The 14,121-nt window shown below is 61.2% G+C and carries 13 protein-coding genes and 1 pseudogene; 8 read left to right on the forward strand and 6 right to left on the reverse strand.

All coding sequences use genetic code 11. The annotated features are described in order from the left end of the window. Positions 1-6: 6 nt before the first annotated feature. Entirely contained in the window at positions 7-930 is a 924-nt protein-coding gene (locus tag ACQKPE_RS01840) for a LysR family transcriptional regulator (RefSeq protein ID WP_427663062.1), read from the reverse strand. Positions 931-978: 48 nt separating this feature from the next. Here ACQKPE_RS01840 and ACQKPE_RS01845 point away from each other — a divergent pair, with 48 nt between their 5' ends. Beyond that, the gene (locus tag ACQKPE_RS01845; protein WP_427663063.1) at positions 979-1,293 is read left to right on the forward strand and encodes a 3-phosphoglycerate kinase; all 315 of its coding nucleotides are present in this window, start codon (positions 979-981) and stop codon (positions 1,291-1,293) included. A 109-nt stretch (positions 1,294-1,402) separates the two neighbouring features. After that, on the forward strand, positions 1,403-2,002 hold the full coding sequence (locus ACQKPE_RS01850) for an FMN-dependent NADH-azoreductase (protein ID WP_427663064.1): 600 nt from the start codon (positions 1,403-1,405) through the stop codon (positions 2,000-2,002). A 79-nt stretch (positions 2,003-2,081) separates the two neighbouring features. Here the strand turns inward: ACQKPE_RS01850 and ACQKPE_RS01855 are convergent, their stop codons facing one another. Further along, entirely contained in the window at positions 2,082-2,963 is an 882-nt protein-coding gene (locus tag ACQKPE_RS01855; RefSeq protein WP_427663065.1) for a LysR family transcriptional regulator, read from the reverse strand. A gap of 166 nt (positions 2,964-3,129) precedes the next feature. On the opposite strand from ACQKPE_RS01855, the gene ACQKPE_RS01860 reads away from it, so the two are divergent. The 3 genes from ACQKPE_RS01860 (at position 3,130) to ACQKPE_RS01870 (ending at position 5,538) form a co-directional block, all read left to right on the forward strand. Beyond that, complete coding sequence (locus tag ACQKPE_RS01860) at positions 3,130-3,519, forward strand: tautomerase family protein (protein WP_427663066.1); 390 nt, start codon at positions 3,130-3,132, stop codon at positions 3,517-3,519. A gap of 21 nt (positions 3,520-3,540) precedes the next feature. Further along, complete coding sequence (locus tag ACQKPE_RS01865) at positions 3,541-4,587, forward strand: NAD(P)H-dependent flavin oxidoreductase (protein WP_427663067.1); 1,047 nt, start codon at positions 3,541-3,543, stop codon at positions 4,585-4,587. A 78-nt stretch (positions 4,588-4,665) separates the two neighbouring features. After that, positions 4,666-5,538 carry a carboxylate/amino acid/amine transporter gene (locus ACQKPE_RS01870; protein WP_427663068.1) on the forward strand — a complete coding sequence of 291 codons (873 nt, stop codon included), beginning with the start codon at positions 4,666-4,668 and terminating at the stop codon, positions 5,536-5,538. A gap of 33 nt (positions 5,539-5,571) precedes the next feature. Here the strand turns inward: ACQKPE_RS01870 and ACQKPE_RS01875 are convergent, their stop codons facing one another. Continuing rightward, positions 5,572-6,486: a LysR family transcriptional regulator gene (locus ACQKPE_RS01875; RefSeq protein ID WP_427663069.1), complete on the reverse strand. Its 915-nt coding sequence runs from the start codon at positions 6,484-6,486 to the stop codon at positions 5,572-5,574. A 106-nt stretch (positions 6,487-6,592) separates the two neighbouring features. Between ACQKPE_RS01875 and ACQKPE_RS01880 the strand changes: the two genes are divergently transcribed. Together ACQKPE_RS01880 and ACQKPE_RS01885 are read left to right on the forward strand one after the other, a co-directional pair. Then, on the forward strand, positions 6,593-7,945 hold the full coding sequence (locus tag ACQKPE_RS01880) for an MFS transporter (protein WP_427663070.1): 1,353 nt from the start codon (positions 6,593-6,595) through the stop codon (positions 7,943-7,945). A 44-nt stretch (positions 7,946-7,989) separates the two neighbouring features. Then, on the forward strand, positions 7,990-9,267 hold the full coding sequence (locus ACQKPE_RS01885) for a glucarate dehydratase family protein (RefSeq protein WP_427663071.1): 1,278 nt from the start codon (positions 7,990-7,992) through the stop codon (positions 9,265-9,267). 436 nt (positions 9,268-9,703) lie between these two features. On the opposite strand, the pseudogene ACQKPE_RS01890 reads toward ACQKPE_RS01885, so the two are convergent. The 3 genes and pseudogenes from ACQKPE_RS01890 to ACQKPE_RS01900 all read right to left on the reverse strand — a co-directional run. Beyond that, a pseudogene (locus ACQKPE_RS01890) lies at positions 9,704-10,474 on the reverse strand (hypothetical protein); the annotation flags it as partial. A gap of 10 nt (positions 10,475-10,484) precedes the next feature. Beyond that, a complete protein-coding gene (locus ACQKPE_RS01895) occupies positions 10,485-10,979 on the reverse strand; it encodes an Hcp family type VI secretion system effector (protein ID WP_427663149.1) in 495 nt (164 codons plus the stop codon). A gap of 329 nt (positions 10,980-11,308) precedes the next feature. Next, positions 11,309-12,610 (reverse strand): mechanosensitive ion channel family protein, encoded by a 1,302-nt coding sequence (locus tag ACQKPE_RS01900; RefSeq protein WP_427663072.1) that lies wholly within the window; start codon positions 12,608-12,610, stop codon positions 11,309-11,311. A 142-nt stretch (positions 12,611-12,752) separates the two neighbouring features. Here ACQKPE_RS01900 and ACQKPE_RS01905 point away from each other — a divergent pair, with 142 nt between their 5' ends. Further along, a complete protein-coding gene (locus ACQKPE_RS01905; protein WP_427663073.1) occupies positions 12,753-14,075 on the forward strand; it encodes a DEAD/DEAH box helicase in 1,323 nt (440 codons plus the stop codon). Positions 14,076-14,121: the final 46 nt, after the last annotated feature.

The raw sequence follows: 14,121 nt of genomic DNA on the forward strand, positions 1-14,121 counted from the left end.
GTCCTCTCAGGCTTGCGGGGGGGCTGCGAAGGGCACGTCCAGCGGCGCGGTGTCGAAATTGCGCAACAGTTCGATAAGGATCTGCGTGGCCGGGCCCAAGGTCTTTTCCTTGCTCGAATAAAGGTAGAACAGTGGGTGGCGGCTGCCACCCTGGTCGAGCGGCAGAGGCTTGAGCACGCCTTCGCGCAGCTCGCGCTCGATCATGTGCCGGGGCAGCCAGGCAAAGCCCAGGCCGCTGCCGACGAAGGTGGCGGCGGTGCCCAGGCTGCCGACGGTCCAGCGTTGTTCGGCGCCGAGCCAGCCGACGTCGCGCGGTTGCGCGCGGCCCGAGTCGCGAATCACCACCTGCAGTTGGCTTTCCAGGTCCTGGAAGGTGATTTCGCGGCCCAGGCGGTGCAAGTTGTGCTCGGGGTGAGCGACGGCGACGAACTCCACTGCGCTCAGCTCGGTGCCCAGGTAGCCGGGAATGTTGAAGCCGCTGATGGCCAGGTCGGCGATGCCTTCGTGCAGCACTTCCTCGACCCCTGAAAGCACCTCTTCACGCAGCCGCACCCGGCAGCCGCGGCTTTGCGGCATGAAGGCGCTCAAGGCGCGTACCAGGCGGGCGCTGGGGTAGGCGGCGTCGACCACCAGGCGCACCTCGGCCTCCCAGCCTTGCTCCATGTGGTGGGCCAGGTCTTCGAGCTGGCTGGCCTGCTTGACCAGGTGCCGGGAGCGGCGCAGCAGCACGCTGCCGGCTTCGGTCAGCACCGCCTTGCGCCCGTCGATACGCAGCAGCGGCACGCCCAGTTGCTCCTGCATGCGCGCCACGGTGTAGCTCACCGAGGATTGCGAGCGGTGCAGGGCCTCGGCAGCCTGTGCGAAGCCGCCGTGGTCGACCACTGCCTGCAGGGTTCGCCACTGGTCCAGGGTCACGCGCGGCGCTTTCATCTTCGGCTCCTGTTGTCCTAAGCTGCGCTCTCACAAGGAGAGCGCCAAATGAAGAAATGTTGTGCGGTACTGCTGATGTTCCTGCCCCTGAGCGCCATGGCCTACCCCATCGATGTGGAGAAGGAAATCGAAGGGGTCAAGCTCGACTACACCGCCTACGACACGGCCTACGACATCGGCTCGATCACCCTGAACAACTATGGGCAGGTTGCCGCTGCATGCAAGGTGACGATGCGCAATGGCCCCGAGGCGCCACGGGTACGCCGGGTCAATGTGCCTGCTGGCAAGAGCGTGGATGTGACCGCCAAGTTCAACCGGCAGATCATCAAGCTGCGCATCGCTTTGAGCTGCAAGCCCGAATAAACAATTTAATCGATAGATTGAAGCGATTTTTTACGCTTTTTTATCGATAGGTCAAGCCTTAATCTCACCTCCATCGAATCGCACCCCTTTATGCCGATGGAGGCACCCCATGTCCCGCGTACTGATCATCGAAAGCAGCGCCCGCCAGCAGGATTCCGTATCCCGTCAACTGACCCGCGATTTCATCCAGCAATGGCAGGCCGCTCACCCAAGCGACCAGATCACCGTACGTGACTTGGCCGTGACCCCAGTACCGCACCTGGATGCCAACCTGCTTGGCGGCTGGATGAAACCCGAGGGCGAGCGCAGCGCCGCCGAGGCCGAGGCGCTGGTGCGCTCCAATGAGCTGACAGACGAATTGCTGGCCGCCGATGTGCTGGTGATGGCAGCGCCCATGTACAACTTCGCCATCCCCAGCACCCTCAAGGCCTGGCTCGACCACGTGCTGCGTGCCGGCGTCACCTTCAAGTACACCCCCACCGGCCCGCAGGGGTTGCTGATCGGCAAGCGCGCCATTGTGCTGACCGCCCGTGGCGGTATCCATGCCGGCGCCACCAGCGACCACCAGGAACCTTACCTACGCCAAGTCATGGCCTTCATCGGCATCCACGATGTCGACTTCATCCATGCCGAAGGCCTGAACATGAGCGGCGACTTCTACGAGAAAGGCCTGAACCAGGCCAAGGCGAAGCTGGCGGCAGTGGCGTAACACGAATTCCCAACCCTGACACCTGTTGCTCCTTCGGTGTACCTGCCCGGCCAATGGTGGCTGGGCTTTTTTTTGCCTGTCAGGCAGTCGCGGCAGCTTTTTGCTGCGCCAGCGCGACGAAGGCATTCATTGCCGAGGTTGATGTTGCATCGGCGCGGCGGATGAATACCGTGGAAATGTGGGAGAACTCGGCTGGCAGCGCATGGCAACGCAGCGACGCGCGCACGCTGCAGTTCTGCACCACCGACTTGGGCAGCAGGGTCACCCCCATGCCGGCGGCCACGCAGGTGAGGATGCCATCGAGCGTGCCCATTTCCATGATCTGGTTGGGTACCACGCCCACTCGATAGAACCAGTTCTCCAAGGTGGAGCGATAGAAGCAGCCAGTACGAAACACCAGCACGGTCTGAGATGGCATCTTGGCCATCAGCGCGTCCAGCGAGTTGAATTGGTCGCTGCTGACCAGCATCAGCTCTTCATTGAACATTTCCTGCTGGGTGAGCGCGGCGTTCTGGTGGAACCCTCCCACGAAGGCCCCGTCGATGCGATGGCTCTCGATGGCCTTGATCAACTCGGCGGTGGTGCCGGTGAGCAGTGACAGGTGCACATCGGGGTGCCGTTCGCGGTACTGGGTGAGGATTCTCGGCAGGCGGATGGCTGCTGTGGTTTCCATCGAACCCAGGCGTAACGGGCCTGTGGGGATGCCGGTATCGAGCAGGGCGCTGCGGCTCTCATCGGTCAATTGCAGGATGCGCCTGGCATAGCCGAGAAAGGTTTCGCCCGCAGCGGTCAGCGTCACGCCGGTTTTCTTGCGGATGAACAGCTCGCGTTGCAGCTCGGCCTCGAGCTCCTTGATACGCATGGTCACGTTGGACTGCACGGTGTTTATCTTTGCGGCGGCAGCGGTGAAGCTGCCGGCTTCGGCCACGGCGCAGAAGATCTTCAACTGGCGCATTTCCATGAATCGCCTACCTATCACTTTTTATGATTTATGAGATATCTAATCATCATTTTACGTGGGTATTTTTCGGCGCGTAAAGTTGCGCCGGGCGCTTGCCCGATAGCCGATTAACCAGAGCCCGGCTGTACGCAGGGATGTGCGCACCCGCTCGACAAGGTCAACAGACATGCCGTTGTTGAAGTTCGATGTGATCCAAGGCCGCGACGAGCGGCAATTGCAGCTGCTGCTCGACACCGCCCACCAGGCCATGGTCGAGGCGTTTCGTGTACCCGAGAGCGACCGCTATCAATGCGTCACCCAGCACAAGGCCGGCGAGCTGATGCTGTGCGACACTGGGCTTGGCTACCGGCGCTCCCACGATGTGGTGCTGTTGACAGTGGTTTCGCGCAAGCGCAGCACCGATGAAAAGGTGGCGTTCTATCATCTGTTGGCCGAGAAGCTGCAATTCGCCTGCGGGCTGCATGCCGATGACCTGATCGTGTCCATGGTGGAAAACGGCGATGCCGACTGGTCGTTTGGCCGGGGGCGGGCGCAATTTCTCACGGGCGAGCTTTAGTTGACTGTTGCGGAGCGAAGCATGAGCGATGAACTGCTGGACCTGTTGAATATCAGGCTGCCCATCATCCAGGCACCGATGGTTGGAGTGTCGACACCGGCCCTGGCTGCGGCGGTTTCCAATGCCGGCGGGCTGGGCTCCATCGGTATTGGCGCAAGCGCCGTGGAGCAGGCGCGGGCGATGATCCGCGAGACCTTCGCCCTGACGCCTCAGCCTTTCAACGTCAACCTGTTCTGCCACCGCCCGGCGCTGCGCGACGAGCAGCGCGAGGCGGCCTGGCTCGAGGCACTGGCGCCGAATTTTGCCGAGTTCGGGGCGCAACCGCCCAAGGTGCTGAAGGAAATCTACCAATCCTTCATTGAAGCCCCGGCCATGTTGCAAATGCTGCTGGAAGAGAAGCCTGCCGTGGTGAGCTTTCATTTCGGCCTGCCGCCGCAGCCTTTCGTCGATGCCCTGAAGGCCGCCGGTATCGTGCTGCTGTGTTGCGTGACGACCTTGGCTGAGGCCGAGCTGGCGCAACGCGCCGGTGTGCATGCGCTGGTGGCGCAGGGCTACGAGGCGGGCGGGCATCGCGGGGTGTTCGAGCCGCAAGCCGATCGCCAGATGGGCACGCTGGCGCTGGTACGTGTGCTGAAACGGCACTGCGAACTGCCGATCATCGCGGCAGGCGGGATCATGGACGGCGCCGGTATCGCGAGTGTGCTGGGCCTGGGCGCTGCTGCCGCGCAGCTGGGGACCGCGTTCATTCTCTGCCCTGAGTCGGCGGCCAATGCGGCCTTCCGCGAGGCGCTGCAAGGGCCGCGTGCGCACCACACCCAGGTGACCAGCGCCATTTCCGGCAGGCCCGCGCGGGGCATGGTCAACCGCAACTTCAGCCTGCCGGCCCAGGCATTGCCGGACTACCCCTATACCTACGACGCCAACAAGGCCCTCACTGCCGCCGCCAGCGCCCAGGGCAACAGCGATTTCGCCGTGCAATGGGCCGGGCAGGGCGCGCCCTTGGCCCGGGCGATGCCGGCGGCGCAGTTGCTCGAGGTACTGGCGCGGGAGCTTGAGCAGGCGGGTTGAGCAACAGCGGTGCTCACGCAGTTGCCCTGCCACCCCGCAACCCGCTAAGGTCGCCGCCTTGATTTTCGAGAGGCAACCATGGGCTACCTGATTATCGTCGCGCTGATCCAGGCGTTTTCCTTCAGCCTGATCGGCGAATACCTGGCCGGTCATGTCGACAGCTACTTCGCGGTGCTGGCGCGGGTGGTGCTGGCGGGGCTGGTGTTCCTGCCGCTGACCCGCTGGCGCCAGGTCGAGCCGCGCTTCATGCGCTCGATGCTGCTGATCGGCGCGCTGCAATACGGCATTACCTATGTCTGCCTGTACCTGAGCTTCCGCGTGCTGACGGTGCCGGAAGTGCTGCTGTTCACCATCCTCACGCCGCTGCACGTGACCCTGATCGAAGACGCCCTGAACCGGCGCTTCAACCCCTGGGCGCTGCTGGCTGCGCTGGTGGCGGTGGCGGGTGCGGCGGTGATTCGCTTCGACAGCATCAGTGGCGACTTCTTCATCGGCTTCCTGCTGCTGCAACTGGCCAACTTCACTTACGCCGCCGGCCAGGTGCTGTACCGCCACCTGGTCGCCCGTCACCCCAGCGACCTGCCGCACTACAGGCGTTTCGGCTACTTCTACCTGGGCGCGCTGATCGTCGTGCTTCCGGCGTTCCTGCTGTTCGGCAATACCCAGCATTTGCCGACTACCGACGTGCAATGGCTGGTGTTGCTGTTCCTTGGCCTGTGCCCGACCGCACTGGGCCTGTACTGGTGGAACAAGGGCGCATGCATGGTGCCCGGTGCCACGCTGGCGGTGATGAACAACCTGCACGTGCCGGTGGGGCTGCTGCTGAACCTGATGATCTGGAACCAGGACGAGCCGCTGGGGCGTCTGTTGTTGGGCGGGACGGTGATTCTCGCCTCGGTGTGGATGAGCCGCCTGGGTACCCAGCGGGTGGTACAGCCTGGAAACGCCTGACCGGTTGCATCAAGCAAACTCTGCCGAGGCCGCTCAGTCGGCCTCGGCATCTCGTAGTTCCCGGGCCACTGCACTACGAATGGCCTCCAGCAGCATGGTGCAGGCGGTGTTGTCGTTGTTGCTGCGCCACACCAAGTGCAGTTCGCTCCGGATGCCTTCGCCCAGGTCGATTTCGCGGAATATCACGTTGCGAAACACCACGTTGGTCGCACAACGAGGCACCAGCGCCAGTCCCAAGCCCGCATTCACCAGCGCCAGGATGGTCAGCGAAGAGCCCAGCCATTGCACGTAGTCAGGGGCGACGCTGGCGGAGCGGAACATGCCGGTCAGCAGTTCGTTGAAGGGTGGATAGGCCGAGTGCGAGTACATAAGGAACGGTACGCCGTGCAGGTCCCCGACGCCCACCTTGGAGGCCGTGGCCAGCGGGTGCTGGGCAGGTATGGCCAGCACGAAAGGTTCGCGCACCAGGCATTCGCTTTCATAACCGCTCTGTAGCAAGGGCTGGCGGACGATCCCCAGATCGATGCGATGGCTGCGCAGGGCCTCGTGCTGCTGGTAGGTGTTCATCTCGCTCAAGGTGATCTTCACGTGGGGCTGATTGATGCGTGCCTCGGCGATCACCTTGGGCAGGAATTCATAGACCGCGCTGCCCACGAAACTGATGTTCACCGAGCCGATGTCGCCAGCCGCGAAACGCCGTGCCGAAACGGCGGCCTGGTGAGCGCGCTCCAGCAGGTGCTGCGCCTCGATGAAGAAGGCCCGCCCGGCCACCGTCAGGGCCACGCTGCGAGTGCTGCGGGTGAATAGCTCGACGCCCAGGCTGTGTTCGAGCAGTTGGATCTGTCTGCTAAGCGGCGGCTGCGTCATGTTCAGGCGTTCGGCGGCGCGGCGAAAACTCAACTCTGTGGCGACTGTGGTGAAGCAACGTAATTGGTGGAGTTCGAACATTGATCCAATCCAGGTATCAATTGAATATTTAAATAGATTAGACGGTAATAATCCCCAGGTACATGATCGACGCATCCCACAAAAACAATGAACGGGAATCGATCCAGTGAATAACCTCCAAAGCTCTACCGACCCGCAGGTCGTCGCGCGTGCGGTCGCCAAGGTGAAACGCCACGTACTGCCGCTGTTCGTGGTGATGTTCATCGTCAACTACATCGACCGGGTGAACATCGGCTTCGTGCGCAGCCACCTGGAAACCGACCTGGGTATCGGCGCTGCGGCCTATGGGCTGGGCGCGGGCCTGTTCTTCATCGGCTATGCGTTGTTCGAGGTGCCGTCGAACATCCTGCTGCAACGCTACGGCGCCAAGGTCTGGCTGACCCGCATCATGTTCACCTGGGGCATCGTGGCAACCGCCATGGCGTTCGTCCCCAACGAGACCTGGTTCTACATCCTGCGTTTCCTGCTGGGCGTCGCCGAGGCGGGCTTCTTCCCAGGGGTGGTGTACTACTTCACCAAATGGCTGCCCGCCGCTGAGCGCGGCAAGGCCATGGCAATCTTCCTCAGTGGTTCGGCCATTGCCTCGATCATTTCCGGCCCTTTGTCCGGCGCGTTGCTGAACATCGAAGGCCTGGGGATGCACGGCTGGCAGTGGATGTTCTTCATCGAAGGGATGTTCTCGGTGCTGCTGTGCGGCTTTGTGTGGTTCTGGTTGGACTCGCTGCCCAAGGACGCCAAGTGGCTGACCCAGGAAGAGAGCCAGGCGCTGACCGCGTGCATTGATGACGAGCAGCGCCAGCGTGAGTTGGCCGCAGGCGAAAGCGATGCGCGCAGGCACTCGGTATTCACCTTGCTGCGCGACCCACAGATCCTGCTGTTCTGTTTCCTGTATTTCTCGATCTCGCTGACCATCTACGGCTGCACCTTCTGGCTGCCGAGCATCATCCGCTCGATGGGCGGGTTGGGCGATTTCGAAGTCGGCCTGTTCAACTCCATCCCGTGGGTCATCTCGGTTGCCGCCATGTATGCCTTCGCCGCGCTGGCTGCACGCTACAAGTGGCAGCAGGCCTGGGCATCGGCCGCGTTCATCGTCGCTGCGTTTGGCCTGTTCATGTCCACCACCGGCGGCCCGGTGTTCTCCTTCATCGCCATCTGTTTCGCGGCCATCGGCTTCAAGGCGGCGTCCTCGTTGTTCTGGCCGATCCCTCAGGCGTATCTGGATGCTCGCATCGCCGCGGCAGTGATCGCCTTGATCAACTCGGTCGGCAGCCTGGGCGGCTTCGTCGCCCCGGCCACCTTCGGCTACCTGGAACAGCACACCGGCTCCATCGAGGGCGGCCTGATCGGCCTTGCGGTGGTGTCGCTGATCGCCGGCATCCTGGTGTTCATGACCAAGACACGCAAAGGCGGCGACCGGGGCAAGGGGAGCAACCTCAAGGCCGGCGTAACGCCCGCTTGAAATGCCCGCAGTGGCGACAATCGACGAATGTTGGAGAGTGAGTGATGAAGATCAAGCAAGTTCGCGTGACGCCGATCGCCTTTCGTGATGCGCCGCTGCTCAACGCCAGCGGCATCCACGAGCCCTATGCGTTGCGTTCTATCATCGAGGTGGAAAGCGACAGCGGCTTCATTGGCTTGGGCGAGAGCTACGGCGATGCGCCAGTGCTGAGTGTCTTGCAGGCCATGCAGGAGTCGCTGGTTGGCCTGGACCCGTTCGACCTCAATGGCTTGCGCGCCCGGGTGGTGAAGACGGTCGCGACGCTTCAGCCGGGCGGCAACGCGGGGGCGGAGCTGGCGCCGGGTTCTCACCCCAGTAAGCAGGTGGCCAATGCCTACTCGGCGTTCGAAGTGGCATTTCTCGACCTGCAAGCACGTTCGCTGGGCATGCCGCTGGTGGATTTGCTCGGGGGCGCGGTGCGTGACCGCGTGCCGTTCAGTGCCTACCTGTTCTTCAAGTATGCCGAACATGTGGGCAGCCCCTATAAGGCCGACCGTTGGGGCGAGTGCATCAGCCCGGAGCAGGTGGTGGCGCAGGCTCGCACCATGATCGAGGAGAATGGCTTCAAGAGCATCAAGCTCAAGGCCGGCACGTTGCTGGGGCCTGAGCACGAGGTGGCGTGCATCAAGGCGCTGCGCAAGGCATTTCCCGACACCCCGCTGCGTATCGATCCGAACGGTAACTGGTCGGTGCAAACCTCGCTGCGCATGGCCGAGTTGCTGGGCGACGACCTGGAGTATTACGAAGACCCGTGCCCGGGGTTGGAGGGCATGGCCGAGGTGCACAAGCGCACGGGCATTGCGCTGGCGACCAATATGGTGGTGACCGACTTCGACGAGTTCCGTCGCAGCGTAGCCCTGAACAGCGTGCAGATCGTATTAGCCGACCATCACTACTGGGGCGGGCTTCGGGATACGCAAATCCTGGCGCGCATGTGCGACACCTTCGGCCTGGGTGTCTCCATGCACTCCAACTCGCACCTAGGCATCAGCCTGATGGCCATGACCCATGTGGCGGCGGCGGTGCCCAACCTGTCGTACGCCTGTGATACCCATTACCCGTGGCAGGAGCCGGAGGAAGAGGTGATCAAGGGCGGCAAGTTGCCTATCGTCGACGGTTGCGTGCAGTTGACCGGGGCGCCTGGGCTTGGCGTTGAGCTGGACTATGAACAGCTGGCCAAGCTCAATGATCTGTACCTGACGTGCGGTATTCGCCAGCGCAACGATGTAACTCAGATGCAGAAGTACGACCCAAGCTGGCAAGCGCTCAAGCCCAGGTTTTGAGCGCGAGCACAGGCCTCGCTGAGCGAGGCCTGGCCGTTTCAGGTAGGGCTGAATAATTTATTGGCAATGTGCACCATGATTAATGTGCTGAAAGATAACATTAGTTCAGTCCAGGCTATTTGCATGATTCGTTTTTTTTCATGGGGAAAGTTTTTTATTGGTCAGCATCGGCCAAGCCTCGATGAGTGTAAAATTTCGGTGTGGTTAGCATTCCGGCAACCATGCAAGCTCGCATCGCTTTTCCGATAATTCCAGCATTTGAATAAAGGGTGATGTTGTCTTCTACGAATTTGCAGGCCATGAGAGATGATTCGATTTTTTTTGATCTGAAATATTGCTATGTATATAAATATGCATGTGCAAATACACATGGTCATGAACGAGAAGACAGCGATGAGCGCCAATAAAACAGGCGTCATTGTATGATTTTGCTCCTCCCTTCACTGACTACGCCCGCGTCAACATATTTTGCTTTTTGGCATTCCTCTTCACGCCCCAGTACGCAGGCTTTATGTATATCAAGGCCAGTAGCAGCTACATCTAACGCAATCCCGACATAGGTTCCTTTCTTGATTAGGTTAGAAGCCTTCGCTACCCTCGAAACCTTGTTGGCATACCCTGCAATCTCACCTGTATGCAAATAGCTCTTCGTGGAGATCCCTAACGTCCTTTTGATCGAACCCTTGTTTCTTAGACCGGAACCGTACGCCGCCATCTTGCTCAGTTGCTCGTCCAGCCTCATGAACAAAGCTGAGCGCTTGGCATAGAACTGATCCCGGCTACCGGTCGCCCCCGATCCAAGGTACTGCTGATGCAGTTTCTCGATATCCATCAGCGTCGCTTCGATCGCCTTCAGATGCGTGCTCCACCCTTCACTGGCCACGCCCGCGCCCATGGACGCATGCGCAATCAGGCTTTTCAGGATTTCGAAGTTATCCAGAAAAAAGTTATCCACTCCTTGACCGTTGCGCATCAGCCCCATGTGCACGATGGTCGCCTGCCTCATCATCCAGGCTTCCTGGCTGGTGCAGGACGCCGTGGTGGGGTCGCCGAGGATGATGAGTTCACCGCTACGGACCACCGTATTGGCAATGTGCGCATTCAGCACATCGAATTTTTCCAGCGCGTGGCCGGTGAGCGCCAGGTCAGATTTCAGCCGGTGATAGTTTTGCAGCTTGAGGTTGAGGTATGTGCGGGCTTCAGACATGGCAGCATCCTCACGCGTACTTTCTATTGCCAATTCGGTCCCAGCCGCCGGCAATATGGCCGCCGCCACTGCCATCAAGGCGCCGTTGCTGAGTGTAAGTGGTCTTGATCCGGCCGTAGTTGAGTTGCACCACTTCCAGCGGTACTCCTGTGTCCACGCTCTGCGAGTACTCGGCGATGATCACTTCTTCAAGAGTGATTTCGAAATATTTGAGTTTTTCACCGCCTGCGCGGCAGAGGGCGAGTTTCACCTCTTTCAGATGTAGGCCCGTGCAGCTGGCCTCCATCAGTTTGCAACTTGCACTGTCGAGGTATTTGGTGAATGTGAAGTTGGTCACTGAGGTGCGGCCTGATGTCGCCCCGCCTGCGGAACTTGCCGTAGCAGAAGTGCTTTGGCTGACGCCAAAGTCGTAACCCAGCACTTCAATCCATTGAGTGTATTTTTCGTCCAGTGCTTCGCCTGGAATACTGTCGATCTGAATGTACGCGTCCAAAGCCATGCTGATCTTTCCCTGACAATTGTTCTGGTGGGGCAACGCTGCCCGACGATTCGGTCGAGTGGTGCAGCCTAGGTCTGGGAAAGTGTTGGGGCAATACGTTATGGAGCGAGGAGCGCAATTCAGAAGCGGACTACAAGAGGAGGTATTAAAGCTGAAAGTATCTGTTTCAGAAGATGTAACTGTGGGGTGAAAAATTGATGGTTTTTTTGATCTTTGGCTATCGGCACTAAACACTATGTTCAAGAAATTCATGACCCCATGGGAATTTCATATCGCCATAGGGCCTACATAGAATTTTCCTGCCAGAAAAGGGCCGAGGGAGCAGCCCCGCTGCCTCAGGCTTCGTTCATTTCTTGCGGGAGCTGCGGCAAGGCGTCCGGGGCGCTACGCCCCGCCAACCCGACGCGCATGTCATTGCCGCTCGGCTGCTGGTACAGGCTCAGGCCAAACTCCGGCAGCACCGCCAGCAGATAGTCGAAGATATCGCCCTGGATACGCTCGTACTCGGCCCAGACCGTGGTGTTGGTGAAGCAGTAGATCTCCAGCGGCACGCCCTCGGCAGTGGTCTGCATCTGCCTGACCATGCAGGTCATGCCTTGCTGCACATGCGGGTGATGCTTGAGGTAGGCCAGGGCGAAGGCGCGGAAGGTGCCGATGTTGGTCAGCTTGCGGCGGTTGGCCGAAAGCTCTGCCACCGGGCCGAGGCTTTCGTTCCAGTGCATCAGCTCCTGGCGTTTCTGAGCCAGGTAGTCGGTCAGCAGGCTTACCTGGCTCAGGCGCTGCTCTTCCTCGCGGGTGAGAAAGCGCACCCCGGCGACATCGATGAACAGGCTGCGCTTGATGCGCCGCCCTCCGGACTGCTGCATGCCGCGCCAGTTGCGGAACGACTCGCTCATCAGGCGCCAGGTGGGGATGGAGACGATGGTCTTGTCGAAGTTCTGCACCTTGACCGTGTGCAGGGTGATGTCCACCACATCGCCATCGGCGCCGACCTGGGGCATCTCGATCCAGTCGCCCACGTGCAGCATGTCGTTGCTGGTCAGCTGCACGCTGGCGACGAACGACAGCAGGGTGTCCTTGTATACCAACAGCAGCACCGCCGACATGGCGCCCAGGCCCGACAGCAGCAACAGTGGCGAGCGGTCGATCAGGGTGGCGACGATGACGATCGCGCTGAACACCCACAGCACCATCTTGGCCAGTTGCACATAGCCCTTGATCGAGCGGGTGCGAGCGTGTTCGGTGCGGGCGTAGATGTCCAGCAGGGCATCGAGCAGGCACGACAACGCCATGGTCATGAACAGCAGGGTGAAGGCGAGGGCGACGTTGCCGAGGAAGTGCTGGGCGTTGTCGGAGAGTTCCGGCACCAGGCGCAAGCCGAACTGGATCACCAGTGACGGCGTGGTTTGCGCCAAGCGTTGCAGCACCTTGTTGTGGCGCAGGTCGTCGAGCCAGCGCAGCGCCGGTTGCCGGGCCAGCAGGCGTGAGCCGTGCATCACCAGCAGGCGCGCCAGGCGCCCGAGCAGCAGGGAAACCAGCAGCAAAACCGCCAGGCCCAGGGCGGCGTGGAGCAAAGGGTGTTGGTCGAGGGTGCCCCAGAGGTCCAGGGAGTCGTGCCAGAGTCGTTGAATATCCATGTGAAACCAAATGCCGTGCAGTGTGGAACGAGGCGCCATTAGAGCGTGGAAGCGGCGCAGGATGCCAAAAGAAATTCGGCTAAGGCCGCGGAAAACGTTACCCTATGCAACCGAATTGTCCGCATCTACCTGAGGTACACCCGTGTTTTCCCAATTCGCCCTGCACGAACGCCTGCTCAAAGCCGTGGCCGAGCTGAAATTTGTCGAGCCGACCCCGGTGCAGGCGGCGGCCATTCCCCTGGCCCTGCAAGGGCGCGACCTGCGGGTGACGGCGCAGACCGGCAGTGGCAAGACCGCTGCCTTCGTGCTGCCGATGCTCAACCGCCTGGTCGACCTGAGCGGCCCTCGGGTGGAGATTCGCGCGTTGATCCTGCTGCCGACCCGCGAGCTGGCCCAGCAGACCCTCAAGCAGGTACAGCTGTTCTCACAGTTCACCTACATCAAGTCGGGCCTGGTCACCGGCGGCGAAGATTTCAAGGAACAGGCCGCGCTGCTGCGCAAGGTGCCGGATGTGCTGATCGGCACCCCGGGCCGCCTGCTCGAGCACCTCAATGCCGGCAACCTCGACCTGTCCCATGTGCAGGTGCTGGTGCTCGATGAAGCCGATCGCATGCTCGACATGGGCTTCGCCGAGGACATGGAGCGCCTGTGCAAGGAATGCGAGAACCGCGAGCAAACCCTGCTGTTCTCCGCCACCACCGGCGGTGCAGCCCTGCGCGAGGTGATCGGCAAGGTGCTGAAGGACCCCGAGCACCTGATGCTCAACAGCGTCTCGCAACTGGCCGAAGGCACCCGCCAGCAGATCATTACCGCCGACCACGACCAGCACAAAGAGCAGATCGTGCAGTGGTTGCTGGCCAACGAGACCTTCGACAAGGCGATCATCTTCACCAATACCCGCGCCCTGGCCGACCGTATCTACGGGCACCTGGTGGCCAAGGACGTGAAAGCCTTCGTACTGCACGGCGAGAAGGACCAGAAAGACCGCAAGCTGGCCATCGAGCGCTTCAAGCAGGGCAGTTCCAAGGTACTGGTGGCCACCGACGTGGCAGCCCGTGGCCTGGACATCGACGGCCTGGACCTGGTGATCAACTTCGACATGCCGCGCAGTGGCGACGAGTACGTGCACCGCGTGGGCCGCACTGGCCGTGCCGGCGGCGAAGGCCTGGCCATCTCGCTGATCACCCACAACGACTGGAACCTGATGTCGAGCATCGAACGCTACCTCAAGCAGCAGTTCGAGCGCCGGGTCATCAAGGAGGTCAAGGGCACCTACAGCGGGCCGAAGAAGGTCAAGGCCTCGGGTAAGGCTGCTGGTACCAAGAAGAAAAAGGTCGAGAAGAAAGGTGGCGCCGACAAGAAGGCCGCAGCCAAGCGCAAGCCGGCAGGCAAGCCTAAAGCCAAGCCGCTGGCCAGCGCCGACGGCATGGCGCCACTGAAGAAGCGCGCGCCTGCCGCTGAGTAACGGCGTTTTGTTGCCTCATCGCGGTGCAATGCCGCGATGAGGTTCG

This window comes from Pseudomonas sp. NPDC089554, from assembly GCF_050280645.1.
GTDB lineage: Bacteria > Pseudomonadota > Gammaproteobacteria > Pseudomonadales > Pseudomonadaceae > Aquipseudomonas.

Excerpts from the sequence above, each read along its gene's own strand:
- ACQKPE_RS01840 (WP_427663062.1), bottom strand. The coding sequence starts at position 930 with ATGAAAGCGCCGCGCGTGACCCTGGACCAGTGGCGAACCCTGCAGGCA.
- ACQKPE_RS01845 (WP_427663063.1), top strand. The coding sequence starts at position 979 with ATGAAGAAATGTTGTGCGGTACTGCTGATGTTCCTGCCCCTGAGCGCC.
- ACQKPE_RS01850 (WP_427663064.1), top strand. The coding sequence starts at position 1,403 with ATGTCCCGCGTACTGATCATCGAAAGCAGCGCCCGCCAGCAGGATTCC.
- ACQKPE_RS01855 (WP_427663065.1), bottom strand. The coding sequence starts at position 2,963 with ATGGAAATGCGCCAGTTGAAGATCTTCTGCGCCGTGGCCGAAGCCGGC.
- ACQKPE_RS01860 (WP_427663066.1), top strand. The coding sequence starts at position 3,130 with ATGCCGTTGTTGAAGTTCGATGTGATCCAAGGCCGCGACGAGCGGCAA.
- ACQKPE_RS01865 (WP_427663067.1), top strand. The coding sequence starts at position 3,541 with ATGAGCGATGAACTGCTGGACCTGTTGAATATCAGGCTGCCCATCATC.
- ACQKPE_RS01870 (WP_427663068.1), top strand. The coding sequence starts at position 4,666 with ATGGGCTACCTGATTATCGTCGCGCTGATCCAGGCGTTTTCCTTCAGC.
- ACQKPE_RS01875 (WP_427663069.1), bottom strand. The coding sequence starts at position 6,486 with ATGTTCGAACTCCACCAATTACGTTGCTTCACCACAGTCGCCACAGAG.
- ACQKPE_RS01885 (WP_427663071.1), top strand. The coding sequence starts at position 7,990 with ATGAAGATCAAGCAAGTTCGCGTGACGCCGATCGCCTTTCGTGATGCG.
- ACQKPE_RS01900 (WP_427663072.1), bottom strand. The coding sequence starts at position 12,610 with ATGGATATTCAACGACTCTGGCACGACTCCCTGGACCTCTGGGGCACC.